Genomic DNA, 25,326 nt, shown 5'->3' with positions numbered 1-25,326 from the left:
TGTCGGCCAGTATACACAGCCACTATGGTGGGCCAAACCCCGTCCGGCGGTGACGTGGCCGGAACTTCGCTTTAAACTGCGACTCCCTTTTTTCATTGCCCTCTTTTAACTCAGCCACGAGTGGAATCCATGACTACCACGCCTAAACCTTTGGTCCTGATTATTCTCGATGGCTTCGGTCACAGTGAGAGCCCTGAATCCAATGCCATCTTTGCCGCGAAGAAGCCCGTGCTGGACCGTTTGTGGGCCACAGTGCCGAACGGCCTGATCTCCGGCAGCGGCATGGACGTTGGCCTGCCGGACGGTCAGATGGGCAACTCTGAAGTCGGCCACATGAACCTCGGCGCCGGCCGCGTGGTGTATCAGGACTTCACCCGCGTGACCAAATCGATCCGCGACGGTGAGTTCTTCGAGAATCCGACAATCTGCGCCGCGGTGGATAAAGCCGTTGCCGCCGGCAAAGCCGTGCATTTCATGGGCCTGCTGTCCGATGGCGGCGTTCACAGCCACCAGGACCACCTGATCGCCATGGCGGAACTGGCCTACAAGCGCGGCGCTGAAAAAATCTACCTGCACGCCTTCCTCGATGGCCGCGACACCCCGCCGAAAAGCGCCCAGTCGTCCATCGAACTGCTCGACGCGACCTTCCAGGCGCTGGGCAAAGGCCGGATTGCCAGCATCATCGGCCGTTACTTCGCCATGGACCGCGACAACCGTTGGGACCGCGTGTCCCAGGCCTATAACCTGATTGTCGACGGCAACGGCGAGTTCAACGCTGCCACCGCCCAGGAAGGTCTGGAAGCCGCTTACGCCCGTGGCGAGAGCGACGAATTCGTCAAAGCCACCTCCATCGGCGAGCCGGTCAAGGTCGAAGACGGCGATGCCGTGGTGTTCATGAACTTCCGCGCCGACCGCGCCCGTGAGCTGACTCGCGTGTTCGTCGAAGACGGTTTCAAGGAATTTGAACGCAGCCGTCAGCCGAAACTGGCCGGTTTCGTCATGCTGACCCAATACGCCGCGAGCATTCCTGCGCCATCGGCCTTCGCCGCCGGCAGCCTGGAAAACGTACTGGGCGACTACTTGGCGAAAAACGGCAAGACGCAACTGCGCATCGCCGAAACCGAGAAATACGCGCACGTGACCTTCTTCTTCTCCGGCGGTCGTGAAGAACCGTTCCCGGGCGAAGAACGCATCCTGATCCCTTCGCCAAAAGTCGCCACCTATGACTTGCAGCCTGAGATGAGCGCCCCGGAAGTCACCGATCGCATCGTCGATGCCATCGACAACCAGCGTTACGACGTGATCGTGGTCAACTACGCCAACGGCGACATGGTGGGTCACAGCGGCGTGTTTGATGCCGCGGTGAAAGCCGTTGAATGCCTGGACCTGTGCGTCGGCCGCATCGTCGAAGCCCTGGAAAAGGTCGGTGGCGAAGCGTTGATCACTGCCGACCACGGCAACGTCGAGCAGATGGCTGATGAATCCACCGGCCAGGCGCACACCGCGCATACCACCGAGCCAGTGCCGTTCATCTATGTCGGCAAGCGTGACCTCAAGGTCCGTGAAGGCGGCGTGCTGGCGGATGTGGCACCGACCATGCTGATGCTGATGGGCCTGGAAAAACCGGCGGAAATGACCGGGACATCGATTCTGGTGTAACCCGGCCTATCAGGCGCAGCTATACCCTGTGGGAGCGAGCCTGCTCGCGAATGCGCAATGTCAGTCAACATCAACGTTGCCTGATGCACCGTATTCGCGAGCAGGCTCGCTCCCACAGTGGTTTTTGGGTGTTTTCAGGGGCAACGTTGCTCCAGTTATCACACAGCCCCAATTGGGCATTTTTTTTGCCACGCTTGGCGGGCATACTAGGCCGTCCCTTTCCCTGGTGTCGCCCGCCTCTATGCTCCGCGTCCTGATAGCCCTTGCACTGACTTGCCTGCTCCAACCGGCTTTTGCTGACGAGCGCGAGCAAACCCAACAACAGTTGGACGCCACGCGTCAGGACATTGCCGAGCTGAAAAAACTGCTGGGCAAGCTCCAGGAAGAAAAATCCGGTGTGCAGAAAGAGCTCAAAGGCACCGAGACGGAAATGGGCAAGCTCGAGAAGCAGGTCGATGCCCTGCAAAAAGAGCTGAAGAAAAGCGAATCCGAGCTGCAGCGACTCGATGCAGAGAAAAAAAAACTCCAGAGCGCGCGCACTGAACAGCAACGACTGATCGCCATTCAGGCCCGAGCGGCCTATCAGAACGGCCGTCAGGAGTACCTGAAGCTGCTGCTGAACCAGCAGAACCCGGAAAAATTCGCCCGCACCCTCACCTACTACGACTACCTGAGCCAGGCCCGCCTGGAGCAGCTGAAGAATTTCAACGAAACCCTGCGCCAATTGACCAATGTCGAAAAAGACATCGACGCCCAACAGGCGCAGTTACTGGTGCAGAAGAGCAGCCTCGACACTCAGCGTGATGAACTCGACAAAGTCCGCAAGGAACGCCAGCAAGTCCTGGCCAAGCTCAGCGACGACGTAAAGGCCCGCGACCAGAAACTGGCATCCCGCGAGCAAGATCAGGCAGACCTGTCTAAAGTCCTTAAAACCATTGAAGAAACCTTGGCTCGCCAGGCCCGTGAGGCAGAAGAAGCGCGGCAAAAAGCGCTGATCGCCCAGCAGGAAGCCGAAAAAAAGCGTTTACGTAAGGCCCAGGCGGCTGCAGACGCAGAGACCACCGACGCCCCACGCAAACCGGTTAAATCGACACCCGGCGCACTGGTTTCAAGTTCAGGCGAGACCTTTGGCGGCCCTTTCGCGTCAACTCGGGGAAAACTTCCCTGGCCGGTTGATGGTCGACTGTTGGCACGCTTCGGCGAATCCCGTGGCGACGATGCCCGCACCAAATGGGACGGCGTGATGATCAGCGCTTCCGCCGGCAGCCAGGTGCATGCCGTGCATGGCGGTCGTGTAGTGTTTGCCGACTGGTTGCGTGGCGCCGGGCTGCTGGTGATTCTCGACCACGGCAACGGTTTTTTGAGTCTTTATGGTCACAACCAGACGCTGCTCAAGTCTGCGGGTGACGTGGTAAAAGCCGGTGAGTCCATCTCCACTGTCGGTAACAGCGGCGGGCAGGACACACCAGCACTGTATTTCGCAATTCGTCAGCAGGGTCACCCGAGTGATCCGGCGCAATGGTGTCGCGCGCAAGGATAAGCACGCTACCTAATTTCAGGAGTTCGTTAGACATGCTGCATTTGTCCCGCCTTACCTCGCTGGCCCTGACGATCGCCCTGGTGATCGGCGCGCCTCTGGCGTTCGCCGCTCAACCGGCCCCGGCAGTCGCGCCTGCGGGCACTGCCGCGACGACCAAGGCACCGTTGCCGCTGGAAGAATTGCGCACCTTTGCCGAGGTCATGGACCGGATCAAAGCGGCCTATGTCGAACCAGTGGACGACAAGACCCTGCTGGAAAACGCCATCAAAGGCATGCTCAGCAACCTCGATCCGCACTCCGCCTACCTGGGCCCGGAAGACTTCGCCGAACTGCAGGAAAGCACCAGCGGTGAATTCGGTGGCCTGGGGATCGAAGTCGGCGCCGAAGACGGTTTCATCAAGGTGGTTTCGCCGATCGATGACACACCCGCCTCCAAGGCAGGCATCCAGGCCGGCGACTTCATCGTCAAGATCAACGGCCAGCCGACTCGCGGCCAGAGCATGACCGAAGCCGTGGACAAGATGCGCGGCAAGATCGGCCAGAAAATCACCCTGACCCTGGTGCGCGATGGCGGTACGCCGTTCGACGTCACCCTGGCCCGCGCGATCATTCAAGTGAAGAGCGTGAAGTCGCAGCTGCTGGAATCCGGCTACGGCTACATCCGCATTACGCAGTTCCAGGTCAAGACCGGCGAAGAGGTCTCCCAGGCCCTGGCCAAACTGCGCAAGGAAAACGGCAAGAAGCTCAACGGCATCATCCTCGACCTGCGTAACAACCCGGGTGGCGTGCTGCAGTCCGCAGTGGAAGTGGTCGATCACTTCATCAAGAAGGGCCTGATCGTCTACACCAAAGGCCGTATCGCCAATTCCGAGCTGCGCTTCTCCGCGACCGGCAAGGACGAAAGCGAAGCCGTGCCAATGGTCGTGCTGATCAACGGCGGCAGTGCCTCGGCGTCCGAGATTGTGGCCGGTGCCTTGCAGGATCAGAAGCGCGCGGTGCTGATGGGCACCACCAGTTTCGGCAAGGGCTCGGTGCAAACCGTGCTGCCGCTGAACAACGACCGCGCACTGAAGATCACCACTGCGTTGTACTTCACGCCGAACGGCCGCTCGATTCAGGCCCAGGGCATCGTTCCGGACATCGAAGTGCGCAAGGCCAAGATCACCAACGAGCAGGACAGCGAGTACTTCAAGGAAGCCGACCTGCAAGGTCACCTGGGCAATGGCAACGGCGGTGCCGACAAGCCGACCAGTTCCAGCGGCAAACCCAAGGCCATGCCGCAGGATGATGATTACCAGTTGGCCCAGGCCTTGAGCCTGCTCAAAGGGTTGAGCATCACGTCCGGCCGCTGAGATGTTTCAGCGGTTTATCCTGGGTTTGTTGCTCTGCCTGACGGGTGTTGCTCACGCAGCCCCCGTCGACACGGCCCCTCAAAAAGCTTATCTCAGCCTGATCATCGATGACTTGGGGCAGAACCTGCCCCGGGATCGCCGCGTGCTCGCCCTGCCCGGCCCGGTAACCACGGCGATCATGCCTGACACACCCCACGCCACCGAGTTCGCGCGCGAAGCCCATCGCGCCGGCAAAATCGTCATCCTGCACATGCCCATGGACCCGGCCACCGGCCCGTTTGCCTGGCACCCCGAATTGCCCATTGAAGAACTTGAGAAACGTCTGAACGCGGCATTCAAGGTCGTGCCCTACACCGCAGGCATCAACAACCATATGGGCAGCCGCATGACCGCACAGCAACCGGCCATGGCCTGGTTGATGGCGGACTTGCAGCAACGCCACAAATTCTTCGTCGACAGCCGTACCAGCGCGCAAACCGTCGCTGCTGCCGAGGCGCAGAAAATTGGGTTGGCGAGTGTTTCACGGGATGTGTTCCTGGATGACGAACGCACCGAGGCGGCCATCTTCACGCAACTACAGACGGCGATCAGCCTGGCGCGAAAACAGGGTTCGGCGGTGATGATCGGGCATCCTTATCCGCAGACACTGGCGGTGCTGGAGCGCGAGTTGCCGAAGCTGAAGGCTCAGGGAATTGAGTGGATTGATATCAAGCAAATGATCAGCGTGCGGGGTAACCGCGCGACGGCGGCCCATGGCAAGGATGGGGTGTACCGCTAATCCTCCACACCACATTTGTTTTGTGTTCGCTCAGGTTCCGTCTCTGAACTTAGAGATACCGCGCCATGATCTCGTCCACCTTGCCTTCCTTGCGCAGCTGGTCCAGCGCGGCCTGAAGCTTGGCGACCATCTCGTCCGGCACGTCTTTGTTCAACGCCAGATACAACTCGGCGCTGTTGAAGCGCAACACGGTTTTCAGCCCATTCACGCCTTCCTGTCGCGCCAGGTAACGGCCGGCCGGGTCACCGGTGGCCCACAAGTCGATCTGGCCGCTAACCAGCTTCTTCGCGTTGTCCTGATCGCGCAGCACCACGATCGGATTCAACCCCTGCTTGCCCAGCGTCTCGGCAATCGCATCACCTTTGTACGCGCCAATCTTGTATTTGCGCGCGTCATCCAGCGTTTCAAGGCTGATCTTGCTGTCAGCCTTGGCCAGCATGATCCAGTCATCCGGGCCAATCGGGCCAACCCACTTGAAGAGCTTCTCGCGGTCGGGCAAACGCGCCATTACGAACACGCCATATCCGGGTTTTTCCAACGCGAGTTTGTAGATTCGCTCCCAAGGGAAACGTAGCGTCAGGCTGTAGGTGATGTCGGCACGTTTGAACATCTCGCGGACGATGTCCACGGCGATGCCGTTGATGTTCTCGTCTTGAGCGAAGTTTTTGCCGTTCTTCGCCATGTTGTACGGCGGGAAGTTTTCCGTCAGCAACACCATGTCAGTGTCGGGACTTTCTGCGGCACGCGCTCCGCTGATAAACAACAGAGAGGCGCTGGCGAGGACAAGAAGAAGGCGTTTGAGCATGTCTGGCTACCGAAATCCATGGCGTACCCAAGAGTGCCTTGAGCCCGCCATGATGTCCACTGGCCTGTATCGTTTGTTTAGCGCATCACGATGCCGCGATGGGCCATGTAGGCCTTGGCTTCCTGCACGGTGTATTCGCCGAAGTGGAAAATACTCGCCGCGAGTACCGCGCTGGCGTGGCCTTCGAGGATGCCGTCGGCCAAGTGCTGCAGGTTGCCGACGCCGCCAGAGGCGATCACCGGAATGCCCAGCGCATCGCTGATGGCGCGTGTCACGCCCAGGTCGAAGCCGTTTTTCATGCCGTCCTGGTCCATGCTGGTCAGCAGGATTTCGCCGGCACCAAGGCCTTCCATTTTCTTCGCCCATTCAACAGCGTCGAGGCCGGTAGGCTTGCGGCCGCCATGGGTGAAGATTTCCCAGCGCGGGGTTTCGCCCGGGCCGGAGACCTTCTTCGCATCGATGGCAACCACGATGCACTGCGAACCGAAATGCTGCGCCGCCTCGCCCACAAATTCCGGATTGAACACCGCAGCGGTGTTGATCGAAACCTTGTCCGCGCCGGCATTCAGCAAGTTGCGAATGTCCTGCACGGTGCGCACGCCACCACCCACGGTCAGCGGGATGAACACCTGGCTGGCCATGCGCTCGACGGTATGCAACGTGGTATCGCGACCGTCGACGCTGGCAGTGATGTCGAGAAAGGTAATCTCGTCAGCGCCCTGCTCGTCGTAACGACGGGCGATTTCCACCGGGTCACCGGCGTCGCGAATGTTCTCGAACTTCACACCTTTGACGACCCGGCCGTTATCCACGTCCAGGCAAGGGATGATGCGTTTGGCCAGCGCCATGGTCAGTCCTCAGCCTTTGTACGAATCGCAGAAAGCTTGCGCTTCAGCGACGTCGAGGGTGCCTTCGTAGATCGCCCGGCCGGTGATCGCGCCGATGATGCCTGGCGCCTTGGCGTCGAGCAGCGACTTGATGTCACCGAGGTTGTGAATACCACCGGAAGCGATCACCGGAATGCGCGTGGCAGCGGCCAGCGCGGCGGTGAACGGTACGTTGCAGCCCTGCATCATGCCGTCTTTGGCGATGTCGGTATAAACGATCGCGGACACGCCGTCGGCTTCGAATTGCTTGGCCAGGTCGATCACCTGAACGGTGCTGATTTCAGCCCAGCCGTCGGTGGCGACAAAACCATCCTTGGCATCCAGGCCGACAATCACTTTGCCCGGAAACGCGCGGCAAGCTTCAGCGACGAAGGCCGGGTCCTTCACGGCTTTGGTGCCGATGATCACGTAGCTCACGCCGGCCTTGACGTAGTGCTCGATGGTTTCCAGCGAGCGGATACCGCCGCCGATCTGGATCGGCAGGTTCGGGTAGCGCTTGGCGATGGCGGTGACCACTTCGCCATTGACTGGCTGGCCTTCGAAAGCGCCGTTCAGGTCGACCAGATGCAAACGACGGCAACCGCCCTCCACCCACTTGGCAGCCATGCTCACCGGGTCATCGGAGAACACTGTGGAATCTTCCATGCGGCCCTGGCGCAGACGAACACAGGCACCGTCTTTGAGATCGATAGCGGGAATAATCAGCATCTGGCAAACCTTCAAATTCGAGTATTCAGCTTCGCTCGGAAATCAGTTTTTCTCGAGCGCCCACAAGTCGCTTTCGATGCTTTCGAACCTCTCTTTGAGGTGCGTCTGCACATCGAAAATCGCCCTGTTGTAATAGTGCGGAGCAATTTCACGGGTAAACAGCTCAAGGATTTCGGCCGCTTCGAACGAACCCAGGTCCAGTTCGAAGCGATCCTCCATGAAGCGTTTGATCTTCTGGTTGGCCTCGTTCTCCTGTTCAGGAGTGAGGGTCAGGATCGGTGGCTTCTTCTTGACGGCCATTTACCAGCGACCATCCCACGCGGCGAAGTTCTGCAGTAATTGCAGGCCGTGGGTATGGCTCTTCTCCGGGTGGAACTGCACGGCGAAACGCGAGCCATCGGCCAGCGCCGCGGCGAAATCGACACCGTAGTGACCGCCGCCCACCACCTGCCGCGCATTGCCGGCAGCGATGTAGTAGCTGTGCACGAAGTAGAAACGCGCCAGGTCCGGAATGTTGTGCCACAGCGGATGCGTGACCGTCTGCTTCACTTCGTTCCAGCCCATGTGCGGGACTTTCAAGTGTTCGCCGTCTTCATGCAGGTCTTTGCCGAAGAACTTCACCGCGCCGGGGAACAGGCCGATGCAGTCGACACCGTCGTTCTCTTCACTGCTGTCGAGCAAGGCTTGCATGCCCACGCAGATGCCGAGGAACGGGCGGTCCTGGCTGACTTCACGCACAAGCGAATCGAAGCCCAGGCGACGGATCTCCGCCATGCAATCGCGAATCGCGCCGACGCCGGGAAACACCACCCGGTCGGCTTCGCGTATCACGTCGGCATCGCTGGTGATCAGGACCTTGCCGGCACCGACGTGCTCGAGGGCCTTGGCCACCGAGTGCAGGTTGCCCATGCCGTAATCGATAACCGCGACCGTCTGCATTACAGAACGCCTTTGGTCGACGGCATCTGACCGGCCATGCGGTCATCGAGCTCAACGGCCATGCGCAGGGCGCGGCCGAAAGCCTTGAACACGGTTTCGATCTGGTGGTGGGTGTTGGTGCCACGCAGGTTGTCGATGTGCAGGCTGACCAGCGCGTGGTTGACGAAGCCCTGGAAGAATTCCTGGAACAGGTCAACGTCGAAACCACCGACGGTAGCGCGGGTATACGGCACATGCATCTGCAGGCCTGGGCGGCCGGAGAAGTCGATCACCACGCGCGACAGCGCTTCATCGAGCGGCACGTAGGCGTGGCCGTAGCGACGGATGCCTTTCTTGTCGCCGATGGCTTTGGCGAAGGCCTGACCCAGGGTGATACCGACGTCTTCCACTGTGTGGTGGTCGTCGATATGCAGGTCGCCCTTGCTGACAATATCCAGGTCGATCAGCCCGTGACGGGCGATCTGGTCCAGCATGTGCTCAAGAAAAGGAACACCGATATCAAATCGGGCCTTTCCGGTGCCATCCAGGTTGATCGAGGCTTTGATCTGGGTTTCCAGAGTGTCGCGCTCGACTGACGCCTTACGTTCGGCCATCACCAGCTCCGCAAAATCATTGGGCGAAAAAGGCAGCCATTATAGGCACGCGACGCCGAAACAGAAACACGAGAGGTGATATCGCTGACGGACAGAACCCCGTGTTGTCGGGGATAGACATGTCCATACAAGCCATTTGCACACACCACAAAACAAATGTGGGAGCGAGCCTGCTCGCGAAGTGGCCGTCACATTCAACATCTCTGTCGACTGTCAGACCGCATTCGCGAGCAGGCTCGCTCCCACAAGGGGTGATGCGTTTACTTAACTTAGTGGAACAACACTGCGGTCTTTTGCAGAGTCACCCAAACACCCCACGCCAACGGAATACCCACCACCAGCCATGCAGCCACCGCCAACGGCTTGGTGCCCGGCGCAGCTTTCCACTCCAGCACGGTGCTGCTGTCAGCACCTTTGTCGTGGCCCAGCGCCTGTTCGGCAGCCAGTTCAGCGTCGGTCATGAAGTACTTGTCAGCCACTGGACGCACCAGCAGGTTGCACAGGAAACCCAGCACCAGCAGGCCGGCGAGGATGTACAAGGTGATGTCATAAGCGGCGGCGCGTTCAACGCCGATGCTCAGCTGATACTCACGCAGGTAGTTCACCAACACCGGACCCAACACGCCCGCCGCTGCCCATGCCGTCAACAGACGACCGTGGATCGCGCCGACCATTTGCGTACCGAACAGGTCCGCCAGATACGCCGGGACCGTCGCAAAACCACCGCCGTACATCGACAGGATGATGCAGAACGCCGCCACGAACAGCGCAACGCTGCCCAGATGACCAAGGTTTGGAATCAGTCCATACAGGGCAAAGCCCAGGGCGAAGAATACGAAATAGGTGTTTTTGCGACCCAGGTAGTCCGAGAACGAGGCCCAGAAGAACCGGCCACCGATGTTAAACAGGCTCAGCAAACCGGTGAAGCCGGCAGCAATCGCCGCAATCGAAGCCAGTTGCCCGGCGTCCAGTTGACCGAATGGCAGGTCCACGCCGATCAATTTGCCGCCGAACACTTCCTGCAACAGCGGCGACGCCATGCCGAGAATGCCGATACCGGCGGACACATTCAGGCACAGCACCAGCCACACCAGACGGAACTGCGGAGTTTTCCACGCCACATTCACGTGAACGTGACGGTGAGTGATCATCGCATTCGAGGCTTTTTTCGCCGGAGCGGTCCAGCCCTCAGGCTTCCAGCCAGTTGGCGGAACGCGGTAGGACAGTGCGCCACCGATCATGAACACGAAGTAGATCGCGGCCATCACCAGGAAGCTCTGCCATACGCCCACGCTTTCTGCCGAAGCGAAATGGCCCATAAGGGCTGCGGCCAGCGGAGCACCGACCATCGCGCCACCACCGAAACCCATGATCGCCATGCCGGTCGCCATGCCGCGCTTGTCCGGGAACCATTTGATCAGCGTCGAAACCGGCGAGATATAGCCCAACCCAAGGCCGATACCGCCAATGACCCCGGAGCCGACCCACATCAGCCAAATCTGGTGGGTATAGATCCCCAGCGCCGAAATCAGCAGACCACCGCACCAGCACAGCGCCGATACAACACCAGCCTTGCGCGGCCCGGCGTGTTCCAGCCAGCCGCCCCAGATCGCTGCCGAGCAGCCGAGGAAGATGAAGAACAGGGTGTAGATCCAGCCGAGCATCGAGATCGGCCAGTCGCATTGCGAGGAGAAAACCTGCGAGATGAAGCTCATGTCCGGCGCACAAGCCACCGGCTTGGTCACGCCCAAGGCTTTGGACAGTGGCAACCAGAACACCGAAAAGCCGTAGGCCATGCCGATGCAAAGGTGGATGGCCAACGCAGCCGGTGGTACCAGCCAACGGTTGAAACCGGGCTTGGCGATGATCCGTTCCTTGGACAGGAACGCAGGCTGGCCGGCGTTGAGGCCGTCCGCCGTGATGCTCGTAGTCATTGTGTATCCCCCAATTATTAGTAGGGTTCGCCAGCCACTCCTCACCCCCGACCTTTATGCGCACGCATGACCGTTTTGTTGGGTGAAGTACCTTTTTGTGCGACATCTGGTCGCAGCGGGACGGACGAACGGGCAAAGGTTACCATTTGCACGTGACAGAAAAACCAAACTGATATCACCTTTTGTAAGTCATCTGTTCTCGTACCTCTTTTAGGAGACGCCATGCCGATCATTGTCGAACCGCTGAACGAGGTCACTTATCAGGATCAGCAGGATCTGCAAAAAATTTACCGCGACGCTCCAGACTGGCTGTACGCCCCGTTTTCCGGGGATGTACAGCTGATCGAAAGCTGTTTGCGGGACGGTTCGCTGATCGCCGGACGCTTCAATGATCGGCTGCTGGGCGCCGCGCGTTTGCAACGGCACCCGGACGTTTGGCACTTGTCCCAACTTTGCGTACGAAAAATTACCCGGCGCCGTGGCGTCGCCGAGCGTCTGGTGAACGAAGCGCAGAAAATGGCCTCTGAATCCGGTGCCACCCTGCGCCTGCTGGCTCCCGCCGGGCATCTTGAAGCTCAGGCCCTGGCAGCCAAGCTGAAACTGCCGCTGGATGTACTGCCCGCGTGATCGCCTGACCGGTCGTCCGCTTTGGAGCGCTATACTCCCCGGCTAAATTTCGAATTCGACAAACTACAAGGACTCGCCCATGAAAGCGTTCGGCAAAATCCTGGGTCTGGTGCTTCTCGGGCTGTTGCTGATCATTGTGGCGCTGGGCTTTGCCCTGACCCACCTCTTCGATCCCAACGACTATAAAGACGAGATTCGCCAGATTGCCCGCGACAAGGCCCACATCGAGCTGACGCTCAATGGCGACATCGGCTGGAGCCTGTTCCCGTGGCTGGGCCTGGAGTTGCACGACGCCAGTGTCGCGACCCTGGTCAAGCCGACCGAGCCGTTCGCCGACTTGCAGATGCTTGGCCTGTCAGTGCGCGTGTTGCCGCTGCTGCGCCGCGAAGTGCAAATGAGCGATGTCCGCGTCGAAGGCCTGAACCTGCGCCTGACCCGCGACAAGGACGGCCATGGCAACTGGCAGGACGTCGGCAAGGTCCCGGCGCCAGCCACTTCGGCCACGACTCCGGCGACGCCTGGCGAACCCGCACCAGAAGCCACCGTTCAAGTGGAAAAGCCGCCTCAGCCCGCTCGCCTGGACATCGACAGCCTGACCGTCAATAACGCCCGCGTTGAGTACAACGACGAGCAGACGGGCAAGCAGTTCAGCGCCGAGAGCATTCAGCTCAGCACCGGCCCGGTCCACGACTCGACTAATATTCCCGTCAAACTCACCGCGTTCCTCGGCACCAATCAACCGGTCCTGCGGGTGCGCACCGAGCTCAATGGCGAGCTGCGTTTCGAACGCGCCTTGCAGCGCTACAAGTTTGAAGACATGAAACTGTCCGGCGAAGTCGCGGGTGATCCGCTGCAGGGCAAGACCATGACCTTCGCCGCTCAAGGGCAATTGCTGCTGGATAAAGCGGCGAACGTCGCCGAATGGACTGGCATCAAGATTTCCGCCAACCAACTGCGTGCACTGGGTGAACTCAAGGTCAACGACCTCGACAAGACTCCGCAGATCAGTGGCGGCATTTCGATTGCCCAGTTCGACCTGGCGAAATTTGTCGACAGCATCGGCCAGAAATTGCCGGCGATGGCCGAAGGCAGCCTGAGCAACGTCGAACTGGCCAGCCGTGTGGCCGGCACACCGACCAGCGTGTCGTTCGACAACATCAACCTGAAAATCGACGGCAGCACCTTCAGCGGCCGCATCGCTGTCGAAGACTTTGCCAAGCAATCGCTACGCGCAGCCCTCAAGGCTGACACGTTCAACGTCGATCGTTATCTGCCACCGAAATCCGCCGAAGCCAACAGTGCGACACAAGTGCGTCAGGCCGAAGTCGCCAGCACCGAGGCCGACGCCATGGCCGGCGCGGGTAGCACACCGCTGCCGGAGTCGCCGACCAAGACAGCGTGGAGCACCGAACGCCTGTTGCCGATCGAGCGCTTGAGCAAACTCGACGTGGACGCCGACCTGACCTTTGGCCAGTTGACCCTCGACAAGCTGCCGATCAACAACGCAGCGCTCAAGGCCAGCGGCCAGGGCGGCCTGCTGACCCTGGAGAACCTGCGCGGCGACCTGTACGAGGGCAACTTCGAAGCCAAGGGCACCCTCGATGTGCGCCAGGAGGTTCCTGCACTGAACATGCAGACGCGCATCAGCAAAGTGCCGGTGGAAAAAATCCTCGAAAGCCAAGGCAAGAATCCACCGGTCAAAGGCCTGGTGACACTCAACAGTGCGCTGACCGGCAGCGGCAACAGCCAGAAAGCGCTGATCGACAGCCTCAACGGTACCGCCAGTTTCGTCATCAACAACGGCGTGCTGCTCAATGCCAACCTTGAACAACAGCTGTGCAAAGGCATCGCCACCCTGAACCGCAAAACCCTCAGCGGCGAGCCGCGGGGCAAGGACACACCGTTCCAGGAACTCAAGGGCAACCTGACCTTCCGTAACGGCGTGGCCAGCAACCCGGACCTGAAAGTGCGCATTCCGGGCATGACCGTGAATGGCGACGGTGACGTCGACCTGCGCGTGCTGGGCATGGATTACCGCGTCGGCATCATCGTCGAAGGCGACACCAGCGCCATGCCGGACCCGGCCTGCCAGGTCGGCGACAAGTTTGTCGGTGTCGAGTGGCCGCTGCGTTGCCGGGGTCCGCTGGAGCTCGGCGCCAAGGCCTGCCGTCTGGATAACGAACGCATGGGTCAGGTCGCGAGCAAAATGGCCGGCGACAAGATCAGCGAAAAAATCGACGAGAAGCTGGGCGACAAGGTCAGTCCTGAATTGAAAAACGCATTGAAGGGGCTGTTCAAGCGATGAGATCCGAGCAGTTTTCAACGGCGGTGCTGGATTGGTACGACCGCCACGGCCGCCACGATTTGCCTTGGCAACAGGGCATCACGCCGTATCGGGTGTGGGTCTCGGAAATCATGTTGCAGCAAACCCAGGTCAGCACCGTGTTGAATTACTTCGACCGCTTCATGGCTTCGTTGCCAACGGTCGAAGCCCTGGCCGCTGCGCCGGAAGACGAAGTGCTGCACCTGTGGACCGGCCTCGGTTATTACACCCGCGCACGCAATCTGCAGAAGACCGCAAAAATTGTCGTCGCTGAATACGGCGGCGAATTTCCTCGCGATGTTGAAAAACTGGTTGAACTGCCGGGCATCGGCCTGTCCACGGCCGGCGCCATCGCCAGCCTGAGCATGGGCCTGCGGGCACCGATCCTCGATGGCAACGTCAAACGCGTCCTGGCGCGCTTTACTGCGCAAGAGGGTTATCCGGGGGAGCCAAAGGTCGCCAAACAGCTGTGGGCGAACGCTGAGCGCTTTACGCCGCATGATCGGGTCAACGCCTACACCCAGGCGATGATGGATCTGGGCGCCACGCTGTGTACGCGCAGCAAGCCGAGTTGCCTGCTCTGCCCGCTGGAAAAGGGCTGCGAAGCGCACATGCTCGGCCTCGAAACCCGCTACCCCATCCCCAAACCGCGTAAAACCGTGCCACAGAAGCGCACGCTGATGCCGATGCTCGCCAACGGTGAAGGCGCGATTCTGCTTTACCGCCGGCCTTCCACGGGCCTGTGGGGCGGTCTGTGGAGTTTGCCGGAGCTCGATGACCTCGACGACCTGCAACATCTGGCCGCGCAGCACTCACTGGAACTGGGCAGCCAACAGGCACTGCCAAGCCTTGTGCATACGTTCAGCCATTTCCAATTGTCCATCGAACCCTGGCTGGTCCATGTCCAGGAGGCCGGCCATCACGTGGCCGAGGCCGACTGGCTCTGGTATAACCTCGCCACCCCGCCGCGCCTGGGCCTTGCCGCCCCGGTCAAAACCTTGCTCGAACGCGCGGCCGCCGTATTGAACGCAGGAGAGTCGTCATGACCCGCACCATCATGTGCCGCAAGTACAAAGAAGAATTGCCCGCCCTCGAACGCGCTCCCTTCCCGGGCGCCAAAGGCCAGGACATTTTTGACCACGTCTCGGCCAAGGCCTGGGCCGACTGGCAAAAGCACCAGACCCTGCTGATCAACGAAAAGCGCCTGAACATGATGAACGCCGAAGACCGCAAATATCTTCAGGGCGAGATGGACAAGTACTTCTCCGGCGAGGAATACGCCAAGGCTGACGGCTACGTGCCGCCGGCTGAATAATCCCGATTTCTCGGGGGTCGGATCGTAAGCGACGGTAATAATTAAATTTTTTTTGAAAACTTTCTTGACGACCCCCTGAAAAACCAGTTTAATGCGCCCCGTTGCCCAGATAGCTCAGTCGGTAGAGCAGGGGATTGAAAATCCCCGTGTCGGCGGTTCGATTCCGTCTCTGGGCACCAAATACCGAAAACCCTGAATCGCAAGATTCAGGGTTTTTTTATGCCTGCGATTTGATAACCGCCTCTGAAACCTGCAGTGCATCCCCCCCTGAAAAACAAATCCACCTTTATTGCTCTGGCTCGATGATGGCTCCGTGCTATTATTTTTTCCGTTACATGGAAGACGACCTACATTGATCCCGATGCCCCCGCATCCGAATCAGTCGATACAGGATCGAGACAGCGCATGGAGTGCGTGCTTTTCACCCCCTCCCCGCAAAACACTGCCCTCCCCTGCTGGACATATGTAGCCAGTCTTGCAAGCACGTCCTCCTCTCGAAATCCTGAACATGGAACAGTTATGTCTGACATCAATGAACTCAAAGACAAGATCAACACTAAAACCTTGAATATGGTTTTGCTGTCGGCCGCAACCGTTGGGCTGTACCTGTTGCTTTGGCTGGTCAGAACCAATCAGAAAATCAGCGAAACCACCAAAATCAAACTGGTCGACAACACCTACATCATCTGGCTGGCCGTCTGCCTTGGCTGGAGCGGCGCTTTGTCCAATTCGGGTGAGGTACTGTTCGATGCGCTGTCCGGCATTCTGATCATTGCCTCCAACGCGCTGTACATCGTCTGGGCGTTCAAAGCCAAGAATGCCTTGTCGGAATATGCCCTCAGCGAACACAAAATCGATCTGCGGATGAACGCGTTCTACACGTTCTTCCTGAACGTTTTCTACATCAACTACTGCATCAACGACCTGCCTGAAGAGCAACGCAAGCAACTGATCCTGCGTGGCTCGACGACACAAGCCTGATTCAGGGTAATGGACGGGCAGCCCCCAGTGGCCGCCCGTCTGATCTGTAGCCTTCCTTATTCACTACTGTTCCAGTGGAACACCAGATTCCTCGCGCCAGCACTGCCTATATCCGTCGTGTCACGTTTCGCTTCACCGTTGCGCGTTGCCACGACCGTGTACTTGCCGGCAGGTAATTGGATGTAAACCAGAGGACCCGCCTGACTCAGCGTCAGCACCGGCCCTTTAGCGTTCTGGACCAGCAACTGCACGTCCGGAATGTATTCGTCTTGCGGACCGACCGAGAAGGTCATGTGCAGGTTGTAGCCAGTCGTTTGCTGGATGGCTTTGGCCTCATCCTCGCCGATACCACCGGAGAGGTAAGAAATCCCGTTTTGTTCCTGCCGCTGAACTTGCACGCCAGTAGCATCGACCGGGTCGAGACTGGCGCCATTCAACATCGCTGGAAACGCCAGGACACCGACAGCAACAAGGGACAACATGAATGCATGGACGTGTTTCATGATGACGACTCCCGGGCTCCTCAGAACCCTCTCATCCCCTTGAGTTTTGATTTCCCAAACGCCGTTCCGGTTTTAGATTGATTTGATCTTGGGTTCACTGCGAAACGGACTACACCCTGTATTCCACAAATACGTCCTGTCATGGGCTGGGTCCTGCAAAACGTATCCGGCATTTCCTTCCGGATTAGCAGCGGCGTACTGCATCGCTACCCCATGCGCTCTTGGCATCCTCTTTCGCTTGCTTCTCCAGCCGCGGAAGACTTCATGACCCTCGTCCGAACCCATGACACGCAACACCGACAACTCACCTCATTGGTGGACAACCTTGGCGAACTGATCCGTCAGGCACGCCTTAAAGCGCTGCGAGCGGTCGATACGGCTCAAGTGCAAACCTGCTGGCAGATCGGGCGGCATATTGTCGAATTCGAGCAGGAGGGGGCTCGTAGGGCTGGTTATGGGAAGCAGTTGTTGGCGACGTTGGCCAAAGCCCTAACTGCCGAGTTTGGGAAAGGTTTTGATGAACGTAATTTGCGATACATGCGCGATTTTTATCAGACCTTTCCAAATTGGAACGCAGTGCGTTCCGAATTGAGCTGGACCCACTACCGAAGGCTTCTGCGCGTCGACAACGACCATGCTCGTCATTGGTACATGAACGAGTCAGCCCTTCAGAATTGGTCGAGTCGCGCTCTGGAGCGCCAGATAAACACGCTGTATTACGAACGTCTGCTGGCAAGTCGCGACCGGTCCGCTGTCAGGGAGGAAGCCGCCAACAATATTCAGGAAATGGTCTGTAACCCAAGAGACTTCATTCGGGATCAGGTTGTGCTGGAGTTTCTAGGCCTGCCCAATGCGGGCCTGATCCTGGAAACCGAACTCGAACAGGCATTGATCAACCACCTTCAGAGCTTCTTGCTCGAACTGGGTAAAGGCTTCGCCTTCATCGCCCGTCAGCAACGCATCAGTACCGACAGCAAAGACTTTTACATCGACCTGGTGTTTTACAACTACCTGCTCAAGTGCTTTGTGATCTTCGATCTGAAGCGCGGCGAACTGACCTATCAGGATATTGGCCAGATGGATATGTACGTACGCATGTACGACGAACTCCGGCGTGGACCGGAGGACGGGCCGACTGTCGGCATCATCCTCTGCGCAAAAAAAGATGAATCAGTGGTGCGCTTTTCGGTACTGGAGGGCCATGAGCAACTGTTCGCCAGCAAGTACAAACTGGTGTTACCGAGTGAAGAGGAACTTCGAGCAGAGCTGGACCGGGAACGGACCCTGCTTGAGGAGCGGCTGCTCAATCCGAAGCGCCGATAGACATGGGCGGATTGTCCACAAACACCATCAAGACTATCGTTGGCACCTACGCGCAAAGGTACGTCACCGATGAATTTCAAGGACACGCCTGCTCTGGCCCCGACTCAGATCGAGCTGCCATTGCCTGCCACCCCACCCGGCGCTCCCTTCAAGGAGACCGCCGCAGACGGCTTCATCCTCGGTGGCTTCACCTGGCGGCACACCTCGCCAGACCCGGCCCGCCCCGTCGTGATCATCAACGCCGCGACCTCGGTTCGCTGCCGCCACTACTCACGTTTCGCTGATTACCTGTTCGCCAACGGGTTCGATGTCATCACCTACGATTACCGGGGCATTGGCGAATCTCGTCCCGCCTCGCTCAAAAACCTCGACGCTTCATGGACCGACTGGGGCGCGCTGGACTTTGAGGCGATGCTCAAGCGCGCTGAGCGTGAATTCCCGGGGCAGCCCATCGATGTCGTTGCCCACAGCTTTGGCGGCTGTGCAGCGGGTCTGGGGGCGTCCGGACATGTCATTCGACGGATGGTGACGGTCGGCGCGCAATTCGCTTACTGGCGCGACTATGCCCCTGCCCATCGCTGGCGGATGTTCGGCAAGTGGCACGTGCTGATGCCGTTGATGACGATGCTCCACGGCTACTTCCCCGGCAAGCGCCTCGGCTGGCTGGAGGACACGCCCGCCGGCGTGGTTCGTGACTGGAGCACGCCTACCGACCGCTTTGAAACCCGCCCCAGCGGTCGGCGCCTGCATCGCGGAACCGGTCAATTACCCTTCGAACGCGTCAGCGCAAACATCCTCGCGATCAGCGTCAGCGACGATCCTTACGGTACGATTTCGGCCATTGAACGCCTGCTCGGCTACTTCACTCACAGCACCCGCACCCACCTGCGAATCACCCCGCAAGACATCGGCGAAGAAGAAGTCGGACATTTCGCCTTTTTTCGCAGCGCATACCAAGCCACACTATGGCCCATTGCATTGTCCTGGCTGCAAAACGCCGAACTGGCCCCCGACACACCCGGGCGGCGAGTCCCGCGCAGCTGAGCCCTCTCAACACATTACGGAACGACGTCCATGGCCTCCGCCAACAAGCAGAACAAACGCGCCACCCGCGCCAAAGCCAAGGCCAAGCAGAACCGCACCCAACGTGCCGCTGCGCCGGTCGAGCTGGACCCGAACGACGATCGCATCGACTTCGAATCGGTGGACCTGACCGAGTTGTTCAAGAAAATGATCGACGCCGAAAAGACCAGCCAGCAAGCGATGTGCGTGGCATTCCTGGAAGACCCGCTGCTGGAATTGGTCTATGAACAGGAAGGCGAAGAAGGCGCGATGGACTTCATCCTCGCCGCGCTGATCGAGTACCGCCAATGGTCGACCGAAGTCGATGAGGCCGGCGCCCTGGCGTGGATCGAATCACCAGCCTTCCAGGCTGACTATGTCGCAGCGTCCGATATCATCGCCGCGCAAACCCAACAGAAAGCAAACTGAGCTCCCATGGCATCCCTGAACAAGCAACAGAAACGCGCCAAGCGCGCAAAGGCCAAAGCCAAGCAAATCAACATCCACGGTCGCAAACCCGCCGCGCTGGACGATGACCTGGACGAAATCGGCGAGCCGATCCCGGAATACACCCTGGCGATGTTCAGCAAGATGCACGACGCCGAAGCCACCAGCCGTAGCGACATGCTTCAGGTCCTGCTGTCGGATCTCGCCGGCATCATCAGCGACCATCCAGACTTGCTGGACATGGAAAACGCCGACAACGAAGCCATGGCCGCCACCCACCTGGCCGCCGACATGCTGCTCGACTACCGCATGTGGGCTGATGGCATGGACCGGGAAACGGCTCAGGCCTGGCTGACCGATCCGCAGTTCATCACCGACTTCGGTAATGCGCTGGACAGCTATCGTCAGACGCTGGATGCGCAGGAAGAAAAGAGCGAATAAACGCGTTTGGCAGAAACAAAAAACGGCCGCTCGTCATCACTGACAGCGGCCGTTTTTAATGGAAACCACTCCAAAAGGATCCGCCCTCTACCTCTCATCAGCGGATCTGTATATCCCATTGATATATCCCTTTTTAAATCTATTCTTTGGTCTCACAACACACCCCAAAAAGCCGGAGGCCAAAAATGGAACAGACCACCCTTTTCATGAGTAATCGAAGCCAGGCTGTCCGTCTTCCGAAAGCTGTAGCCATGCCAAGCGATGTAAAACGAGTCAACGTAGTTGCCATCGGCAGGGCTCGCATCATCACCCCAGCGGACGAAACTTGGGATAGCTGGTTCGATGGCGATAGCGTAAGCGCAGACTTTATGACTGACCGCGACCAACCCTTCGAGCAGGAGCGTGAGTCGTTCTGATGATCAAGTTCATGCTCGATACCAACATCTGCATCTTCACCATCAAAAACAAACCACAAATCGTAAGAGAAGCTTTCAACCTTCACGACGGTCAGTTGTGCATCAGTGCAGTCACGCTGATGGAATTGATCTACGGTGCCGAAAAATCTGCGGCTCCCGAAAAGAATCTGGCGGTGGTCGAGAGCTTCGCAGCACGCCTTGAGGTCTTGCCTTTCGACAATGAGGCAACCGCGCACACAGGAATGATTCGGTCAGAGCTGGCAAGGGCCGGAACACCCATTGGGCCGTACGGCTACATGATTGCGGGACATGCCCGATCACGCGGGTTCATTGTTGTAACGAACAACCTCCGTGAGTTCGAACGGGTCTCAGGACTACGGGTAGAAGACTGGATTCATCCCACTTGAGTCGGAAACAGCCAACGAAATAAAAACGGCCGCTCGTCATCACTGACAGCAGCCGTTTTTTACGCCTTCAAACCAACAATCAGGCAGCAACACCTTCCAGACGCGGGATATCAAAGCCGAGCTTGGCACTGGCATAGCCCAGTTCGCCTTTGGCGATGGACTGAGCCTTGTAACCGTCATTGATCAGGTCCTTCACGTACAGCTTGTTGTAGATGAACATGAACACGAGGTTGCTGAGGCTGAAGGTGAAGCAGGCCACAACGAACATGATCGCTGCCCACTTGAAGTCGCCACGGAACAAGGCCGGGAAAAAGCCAAAGAAAAATACGGTCCACGAGAAGCCGATTGGCGCTTCTTTCATGGCACCGGTATTCGGGTTTTTGAACACAACCGATGTAAACGCCATGCCTGTCTCCTTGATGCCCCAATGGGTTGGCTGAATGGCCGGGCTAGCTCCATGCAACGCTGATCTGATCTACCGCTTGAACGGCAGGCACACGCAAATGCATCTGTGAACACACCGCAGATGAAGGAGCAGGCAAGAAAGGGTCGGGGGCTTTTAGCCGCAAAGGCTGAGGGCGTCGAACAATCCGTGTCCTGAAACTCCATCGCATCCCGTAACAGCGGGATACACATTCGACGCAAAGGCTACTATCTTGCCATCATCGTGTCTATCCGCTTACTACCCAATAAAGCACTTGAAGAAAGGCAAAAAAACGACCGCGATCATCTCTGATGGCGGTCGTTTCGGTGTTTCAACATCAATTGGCTCGAGTCAGATCTCTCAGCGCGCCAAGGCTGCGCTCAGCTTCTCATTGTGACGACGGCGAGCCACCAGCACGCCTGCCGCGACTACCAAAAGCGCCAGCAGGCCGGTCGCGAGAATCTCTACGCGATGGGCTTCCTGGAACAACATGATGGTCAGGGCCGCCACGATGAAGATGATCACCGCGTAGGTCAGGCCCGGGAACAGCCACATGCTGAAGGCGATTTTCTCACCGCGAGCCATGCGCTGTTTACGCATGCGCAGTTGCGAAATGGCGATCACCAGGTACACCAGCAGGGCGATGGCGCCGGAGCTGGCCAGCAGGAATTCGAACACCGCGGCCGGGGCCACGTAGTTGGCGAATACCGCGAGGAATGCAGCGCCGGTGGACAGCATGACGGCCCAGTACGGGGTGCCGCTCTTGTTGGTGCGCTGGGAAACGGCCGGTGCATCACCGCGCTTGCCCAGGGAGAACATCATGCGCGAGGCGGTGTACAGCGCCGAGTTCAGGCAGCTGGTCACAGCAACCAGAACCACGATGTCGACGATCAGCTTGGCATTCGGGATGCCCATGCGCTCAAGCACAGTCTGGTACGAACCAACGCTGGCCAGGATCGGGTCGTTCCATGGCACCAGGGCCACAACGATGAAAATCGATACGAGGTAGAACAAGCCGATCCGCCAGATCACCGAATTGGTGGCCTTGGAGATTTGCTGACCAGGGTTCTTCGATTCCGCGGCCGCGATGGTCACGATCTCGGTGCCCATGAAGGAGAACATGGTGGTCAGGATCGCGCCCAGTACCGCGCCCATGCCGTTTGGCAGGAAGCCTTGGGTGTCGAACAGGTGCGAAACGCCGCTGACCTGGCTGCTTGGCAAGAAACCGAAGATAGCCATAACGCCGAGGGCGATGAAACCGATGATCGCCACAACCTTGATCAGGGCGAACCAGAATTCGAACTCACCGTAGTTTTTTACGCTGAACAGGTTAGTCACCGTCAGCAGCAGGGTGATGATCAGCGTGAAAGCCCAGATCGCCACGTTCGGGAACCAGGCGTGCAGGATGGTTGCGGCGGCGTTGGCTTCCAGCGGGATAACCAAGACCCAGAACCACCAGTACAACCAGCCGATGGTGAAACCGGCCCAGTGACCGATCGCGCGATCGGCATACGTCGAGAAGGAGCCGGTGTCCGGCGAGGCAACGGCCATTTCGCCGAGCATGCGCATCACCAATACGACCAGCATGCCGGCGGCGGCGTAAGCCAGCAGCACGGCCGGGCCTGCGGCGGCGATGGCGTGACCCGAGCCTACGAACAAGCCGGCGCCGATTACCCCGGCAATCGACAGCATGGTCACATGACGCGGTTTGAGCCCCTGTTCGAGGCCATTGGAGCTTGGGGTACTGCTCATTGAAACTACCTTTGTAAGGAAAAGCGAATGCGTGCATCCCGCCTCAATTTCTTTCTCGTAAAAAGAAACCAACGGGGCGTTCTGGATTCTGTACGCAATAATTGCGCCAAAATGTTTCAAAACCGTCTACCACGGCGATCTCATCCAGACCGGACAGTCATCGCAACCCATTGAAAATAATGGCACTTTGCCAAAGCGTTACCCTGCGACCCACTTTCAAGAACGAATCTGCGCACCGGAAACACACCCGGAAAATGCTCGACGCACAATAAAAGTGCAGAACAGGAACGTTTGGCCGGTTAGCGCTTCCAACACCCCGCCAAAGCTGGCAACATCGCGCCTTTTTTTACGCGACACCCGCCGGGCAACTGGTTCAAACGGCTGTTCGGTTGATAGCAGCGCGACAGTCTGCTGTAGCGATGCGACAACCTGCCACGTCACGTCCGTTTACCGCCCGCCACGCTGTTGGCTGCCATTCAAACGCTATGCTAGCTTGGCCGCCTCGCCAGGAAGGCTGCCAACAGCAGGAGCAAAACACTATGAGGAACGCACATGGCTGAGGCCGCGCCCGCGCTTGAAATCCGCAACTTGCACAAACGCTACGGACAGCTTGAGGTGCTCAAAGGCATCTCGCTGACCGCCCGCGACGGCGACGTGATCTCGATCCTGGGTTCTTCCGGTTCCGGCAAGTCCACGTTCCTGCGTTGCATCAACCTGTTGGAAAACCCGCACCAGGGCCAGATCCTGGTGGCCGGCGAAGAACTCAAACTCAAGGCCGCGAAGAATGGCGAACTGGTCGCTGCCGATGGCAAGCAGATCAACCGCCTGCGCAGCGAGATTGGTTTTGTGTTTCAAAACTTTAATCTCTGGCCGCACATGAGCGTGCTCGACAACATCATCGAAGCGCCGCGTCGCGTGCTCGGTCAAAGCAAAGCCGAAGCCATCGAAGTCGCCGAAGCCTTGCTGGCCAAGGTCGGCATCGCCGACAAGCGCCACGCCTACCCGGCGCAATTGTCCGGTGGCCAGCAACAACGCGCGGCCATCGCCCGCACGTTGGCGATGCAACCCAAGGTGATCCTGTTCGACGAGCCGACTTCCGCCCTTGACCCGGAAATGGTCCAGGAAGTACTTAATGTCATCCGCGCACTGGCTGAAGAAGGCCGCACCATGTTGCTCGTGACCCATGAAATGGGCTTTGCCCGTCAGGTCTCCAGCGAAGTGGTGTTCCTCCACCAGGGCCTGGTAGAAGAGCAAGGATCGCCACAGCAGGTGTTCGACAACCCGCTTTCGGCGCGCTGCAAACAATTCATGTCCAGCAACCGCTAACGGAGCTACCCGCATGCAGAACTTCAAAAAAGTCTTCCTGGCTGCCGCCGTCACCCTGGCGTTCAGCGCCGGTGCCATGGCCGAAACCCTGAAGATGGGCATCGAAGCGGCCTACCCGCCGTTCAACAATAAAGATGCCAGTGGCAACGTTGTCGGCTTCGACAAGGAAATCGGCGACGCCCTGTGCGCCAAGATGAAAGTCGAATGCACCGTGGTCACGTCCGACTGGGACGGCATCATTCCGGCCCTGAACGCCAAGAAGTTCGATTTCCTGATCTCCTCGATGTCGATCACCGACGAGCGCAAGCAAGCGGTCGACTTCACCGACCCGTACTACTCCAACAAGCTGCAGTTCATCGCCAAGAAAGACGTCGACTTCAAAACCGACAAGGCTTCCCTGCAAGGCAAAGTGATCGGCGCACAACGTGCGACCCTCGCCGGTACCTGGATGGAAGACAACATGGAAGGCGTCGAAGTCAAACTCTACGACACCCAGGAAAACGCTTACCTGGACCTGACCTCCGGTCGCCTGGACGGCATCCTCGCCGACAAATACGTCAACTACGAATGGCTGAAAAGCGACGCCGGCCGGTCTTACGAGTTCAAGGGCGACCCTGTGGAAGAAAGCGACAAAATCGGTATCGCTGTACGTAAAGGCGACCCGATCCGCGCGAAGCTGAACCTCGCCCTGAAGGAAATCGTCGAAGACGGCACCTACAAGAAAATCAACGACAAGTACTTCCCGTTCAGCATCTATTGATTCTGACCTGCCGGACCGGCGCCG

At 58.7% G+C, this 25,326-nt stretch carries 27 protein-coding genes and 1 tRNA gene; 18 read left to right on the top strand and 10 right to left on the bottom strand.

Annotation, left to right across the window (positions count from 1 at the left end; all coding sequences use genetic code 11):
* Window positions 1-129: 129 nt before the first annotated feature.
* The 4 genes from gpmI to AC07N8_RS24615 all read left to right on the top strand — a co-directional run bounded on the left by gpmI (window position 130) and on the right by AC07N8_RS24615 (window position 5,329).
* Window positions 130-1,659: a 2,3-bisphosphoglycerate-independent phosphoglycerate mutase gene (gene gpmI / locus AC07N8_RS24630; protein ID WP_483840957.1), complete on the top strand. Its 1,530-nt coding sequence runs from the start codon at window positions 130-132 to the stop codon at window positions 1,657-1,659.
* Window positions 1,660-1,900: 241 nt separating this feature from the next.
* Window positions 1,901-3,199 (top strand): murein hydrolase activator EnvC family protein, encoded by a 1,299-nt coding sequence (locus AC07N8_RS24625; RefSeq protein ID WP_493146142.1) that lies wholly within the window; start codon window positions 1,901-1,903, stop codon window positions 3,197-3,199.
* Between the two features lie 32 nt (window positions 3,200-3,231).
* Complete coding sequence (locus AC07N8_RS24620) at window positions 3,232-4,551, top strand: S41 family peptidase (protein ID WP_483840955.1); 1,320 nt, start codon at window positions 3,232-3,234, stop codon at window positions 4,549-4,551.
* A 1-nt stretch (window position 4,552) separates the two neighbouring features.
* Complete coding sequence (locus tag AC07N8_RS24615) at window positions 4,553-5,329, top strand: divergent polysaccharide deacetylase family protein (protein ID WP_493146144.1); 777 nt, start codon at window positions 4,553-4,555, stop codon at window positions 5,327-5,329.
* 49 nt (window positions 5,330-5,378) lie between these two features.
* Here the strand turns inward: AC07N8_RS24615 and AC07N8_RS24610 are convergent, their stop codons facing one another.
* From AC07N8_RS24610 to AC07N8_RS24580, 7 genes are all read right to left on the bottom strand, one after another.
* The gene (locus AC07N8_RS24610; RefSeq protein WP_483840953.1) at window positions 5,379-6,134 is read right to left on the bottom strand and encodes a substrate-binding periplasmic protein; all 756 of its coding nucleotides are present in this window, start codon (window positions 6,132-6,134) and stop codon (window positions 5,379-5,381) included.
* Between the two features lie 77 nt (window positions 6,135-6,211).
* Complete coding sequence (gene hisF / locus AC07N8_RS24605; RefSeq protein ID WP_007897430.1) at window positions 6,212-6,982, bottom strand: imidazole glycerol phosphate synthase subunit HisF; 771 nt, start codon at window positions 6,980-6,982, stop codon at window positions 6,212-6,214.
* 9 nt (window positions 6,983-6,991) lie between these two features.
* Window positions 6,992-7,729 carry a 1-(5-phosphoribosyl)-5-[(5-phosphoribosylamino)methylideneamino]imidazole-4-carboxamide isomerase gene (gene hisA / locus AC07N8_RS24600; RefSeq protein WP_017336056.1) on the bottom strand — a complete coding sequence of 246 codons (738 nt, stop codon included), beginning with the start codon at window positions 7,727-7,729 and terminating at the stop codon, window positions 6,992-6,994.
* Between the two features lie 42 nt (window positions 7,730-7,771).
* On the bottom strand, window positions 7,772-8,029 hold the full coding sequence (locus AC07N8_RS24595) for a DUF2164 domain-containing protein (RefSeq protein ID WP_050682512.1): 258 nt from the start codon (window positions 8,027-8,029) through the stop codon (window positions 7,772-7,774).
* Window positions 8,030-8,668, bottom strand: coding sequence for an imidazole glycerol phosphate synthase subunit HisH (gene hisH, locus AC07N8_RS24590; RefSeq protein WP_310266503.1), 639 nt, complete (start codon window positions 8,666-8,668; stop codon window positions 8,030-8,032).
* Window positions 8,668-9,261, bottom strand: a complete 594-nt coding sequence (hisB, locus tag AC07N8_RS24585) for an imidazoleglycerol-phosphate dehydratase HisB (RefSeq protein WP_003218037.1) — start codon at window positions 9,259-9,261, stop codon at window positions 8,668-8,670. Before hisB ends, hisH begins: the two co-directional genes overlap by 1 nt.
* 269 nt (window positions 9,262-9,530) lie before the next feature.
* Entirely contained in the window at window positions 9,531-11,195 is a 1,665-nt protein-coding gene (locus AC07N8_RS24580) for an OFA family MFS transporter (RefSeq protein WP_483840952.1), read from the bottom strand.
* A 222-nt stretch (window positions 11,196-11,417) separates the two neighbouring features.
* Here AC07N8_RS24580 and AC07N8_RS24575 point away from each other — a divergent pair, with 222 nt between their 5' ends.
* From AC07N8_RS24575 to AC07N8_RS24550, 6 genes are all read left to right on the top strand, one after another.
* Window positions 11,418-11,822 carry an acetyl-CoA sensor PanZ family protein gene (locus AC07N8_RS24575; RefSeq protein ID WP_483840951.1) on the top strand — a complete coding sequence of 135 codons (405 nt, stop codon included), beginning with the start codon at window positions 11,418-11,420 and terminating at the stop codon, window positions 11,820-11,822.
* A 79-nt stretch (window positions 11,823-11,901) separates the two neighbouring features.
* Complete coding sequence (locus AC07N8_RS24570) at window positions 11,902-14,127, top strand: AsmA family protein (RefSeq protein ID WP_493146148.1); 2,226 nt, start codon at window positions 11,902-11,904, stop codon at window positions 14,125-14,127.
* A complete protein-coding gene (gene mutY, locus AC07N8_RS24565; RefSeq protein WP_483840949.1) occupies window positions 14,124-15,191 on the top strand; it encodes an A/G-specific adenine glycosylase in 1,068 nt (355 codons plus the stop codon). The genes AC07N8_RS24570 and mutY overlap by 4 nt, the downstream gene beginning before the upstream one ends.
* Complete coding sequence (locus tag AC07N8_RS24560) at window positions 15,188-15,460, top strand: oxidative damage protection protein (RefSeq protein ID WP_010464608.1); 273 nt, start codon at window positions 15,188-15,190, stop codon at window positions 15,458-15,460. The genes mutY and AC07N8_RS24560 overlap by 4 nt, the downstream gene beginning before the upstream one ends.
* Window positions 15,461-15,563: 103 nt before the next feature.
* Window positions 15,564-15,639, top strand: a tRNA-Phe gene (locus AC07N8_RS24555).
* Between the two features lie 340 nt (window positions 15,640-15,979).
* A complete protein-coding gene (locus AC07N8_RS24550) occupies window positions 15,980-16,441 on the top strand; it encodes a DUF4234 domain-containing protein (protein ID WP_483840948.1) in 462 nt (153 codons plus the stop codon).
* Between the two features lie 56 nt (window positions 16,442-16,497).
* Here AC07N8_RS24550 and AC07N8_RS24545 read toward each other — a convergent pair whose 3' ends face one another.
* Entirely contained in the window at window positions 16,498-16,944 is a 447-nt protein-coding gene (locus AC07N8_RS24545) for a carboxypeptidase regulatory-like domain-containing protein (RefSeq protein ID WP_483840947.1), read from the bottom strand.
* A gap of 264 nt (window positions 16,945-17,208) precedes the next feature.
* Between AC07N8_RS24545 and AC07N8_RS24540 the strand changes: the two genes are divergently transcribed.
* The 6 genes from AC07N8_RS24540 (at window position 17,209) to vapC (ending at window position 21,040) form a co-directional block, all read left to right on the top strand.
* Window positions 17,209-18,267 carry a PDDEXK nuclease domain-containing protein gene (locus AC07N8_RS24540; RefSeq protein ID WP_493146191.1) on the top strand — a complete coding sequence of 353 codons (1,059 nt, stop codon included), beginning with the start codon at window positions 17,209-17,211 and terminating at the stop codon, window positions 18,265-18,267.
* Window positions 18,268-18,336: 69 nt separating this feature from the next.
* Complete coding sequence (locus tag AC07N8_RS24535) at window positions 18,337-19,311, top strand: alpha/beta hydrolase family protein (protein WP_493146151.1); 975 nt, start codon at window positions 18,337-18,339, stop codon at window positions 19,309-19,311.
* Window positions 19,312-19,341: 30 nt separating this feature from the next.
* Entirely contained in the window at window positions 19,342-19,758 is a 417-nt protein-coding gene (locus tag AC07N8_RS24530) for a hypothetical protein (protein WP_493146153.1), read from the top strand.
* 6 nt (window positions 19,759-19,764) lie between these two features.
* A complete protein-coding gene (locus AC07N8_RS24525) occupies window positions 19,765-20,217 on the top strand; it encodes a hypothetical protein (RefSeq protein ID WP_493146155.1) in 453 nt (150 codons plus the stop codon).
* A gap of 185 nt (window positions 20,218-20,402) precedes the next feature.
* On the top strand, window positions 20,403-20,633 hold the full coding sequence (gene vapB / locus AC07N8_RS24520) for a type II toxin-antitoxin system VapB family antitoxin (RefSeq protein WP_194940893.1): 231 nt from the start codon (window positions 20,403-20,405) through the stop codon (window positions 20,631-20,633).
* A complete protein-coding gene (gene vapC, locus AC07N8_RS24515; RefSeq protein WP_493146157.1) occupies window positions 20,633-21,040 on the top strand; it encodes a type II toxin-antitoxin system tRNA(fMet)-specific endonuclease VapC in 408 nt (135 codons plus the stop codon). The genes vapB and vapC overlap by 1 nt, the downstream gene beginning before the upstream one ends.
* A 79-nt stretch (window positions 21,041-21,119) precedes the next feature.
* Here the strand turns inward: vapC and AC07N8_RS24510 are convergent, their stop codons facing one another.
* Together AC07N8_RS24510 and gabP are read right to left on the bottom strand one after the other, a co-directional pair.
* Window positions 21,120-21,446, bottom strand: a complete 327-nt coding sequence (locus AC07N8_RS24510) for a hypothetical protein (protein WP_027922187.1) — start codon at window positions 21,444-21,446, stop codon at window positions 21,120-21,122.
* Window positions 21,447-21,824: 378 nt separating this feature from the next.
* A complete protein-coding gene (gabP, locus tag AC07N8_RS24505; protein ID WP_027922188.1) occupies window positions 21,825-23,216 on the bottom strand; it encodes a GABA permease in 1,392 nt (463 codons plus the stop codon).
* A gap of 552 nt (window positions 23,217-23,768) precedes the next feature.
* Between gabP and AC07N8_RS24500 the strand changes: the two genes are divergently transcribed.
* Together AC07N8_RS24500 and AC07N8_RS24495 are read left to right on the top strand one after the other, a co-directional pair.
* On the top strand, window positions 23,769-24,542 hold the full coding sequence (locus tag AC07N8_RS24500; protein ID WP_483840943.1) for an ABC transporter ATP-binding protein: 774 nt from the start codon (window positions 23,769-23,771) through the stop codon (window positions 24,540-24,542).
* A 13-nt stretch (window positions 24,543-24,555) separates the two neighbouring features.
* Window positions 24,556-25,302 (top strand): ABC transporter substrate-binding protein, encoded by a 747-nt coding sequence (locus AC07N8_RS24495; RefSeq protein ID WP_493146161.1) that lies wholly within the window; start codon window positions 24,556-24,558, stop codon window positions 25,300-25,302.
* Window positions 25,303-25,326 lie beyond the last annotated feature (24 nt).

Source organism: Pseudomonas sp. GW821-FHT10C09 (assembly GCF_059415465.1).
The sequence above is the reverse complement of the archived record's forward strand: the minus strand, read 5'-3'. Positions and strand labels throughout refer to the sequence as shown.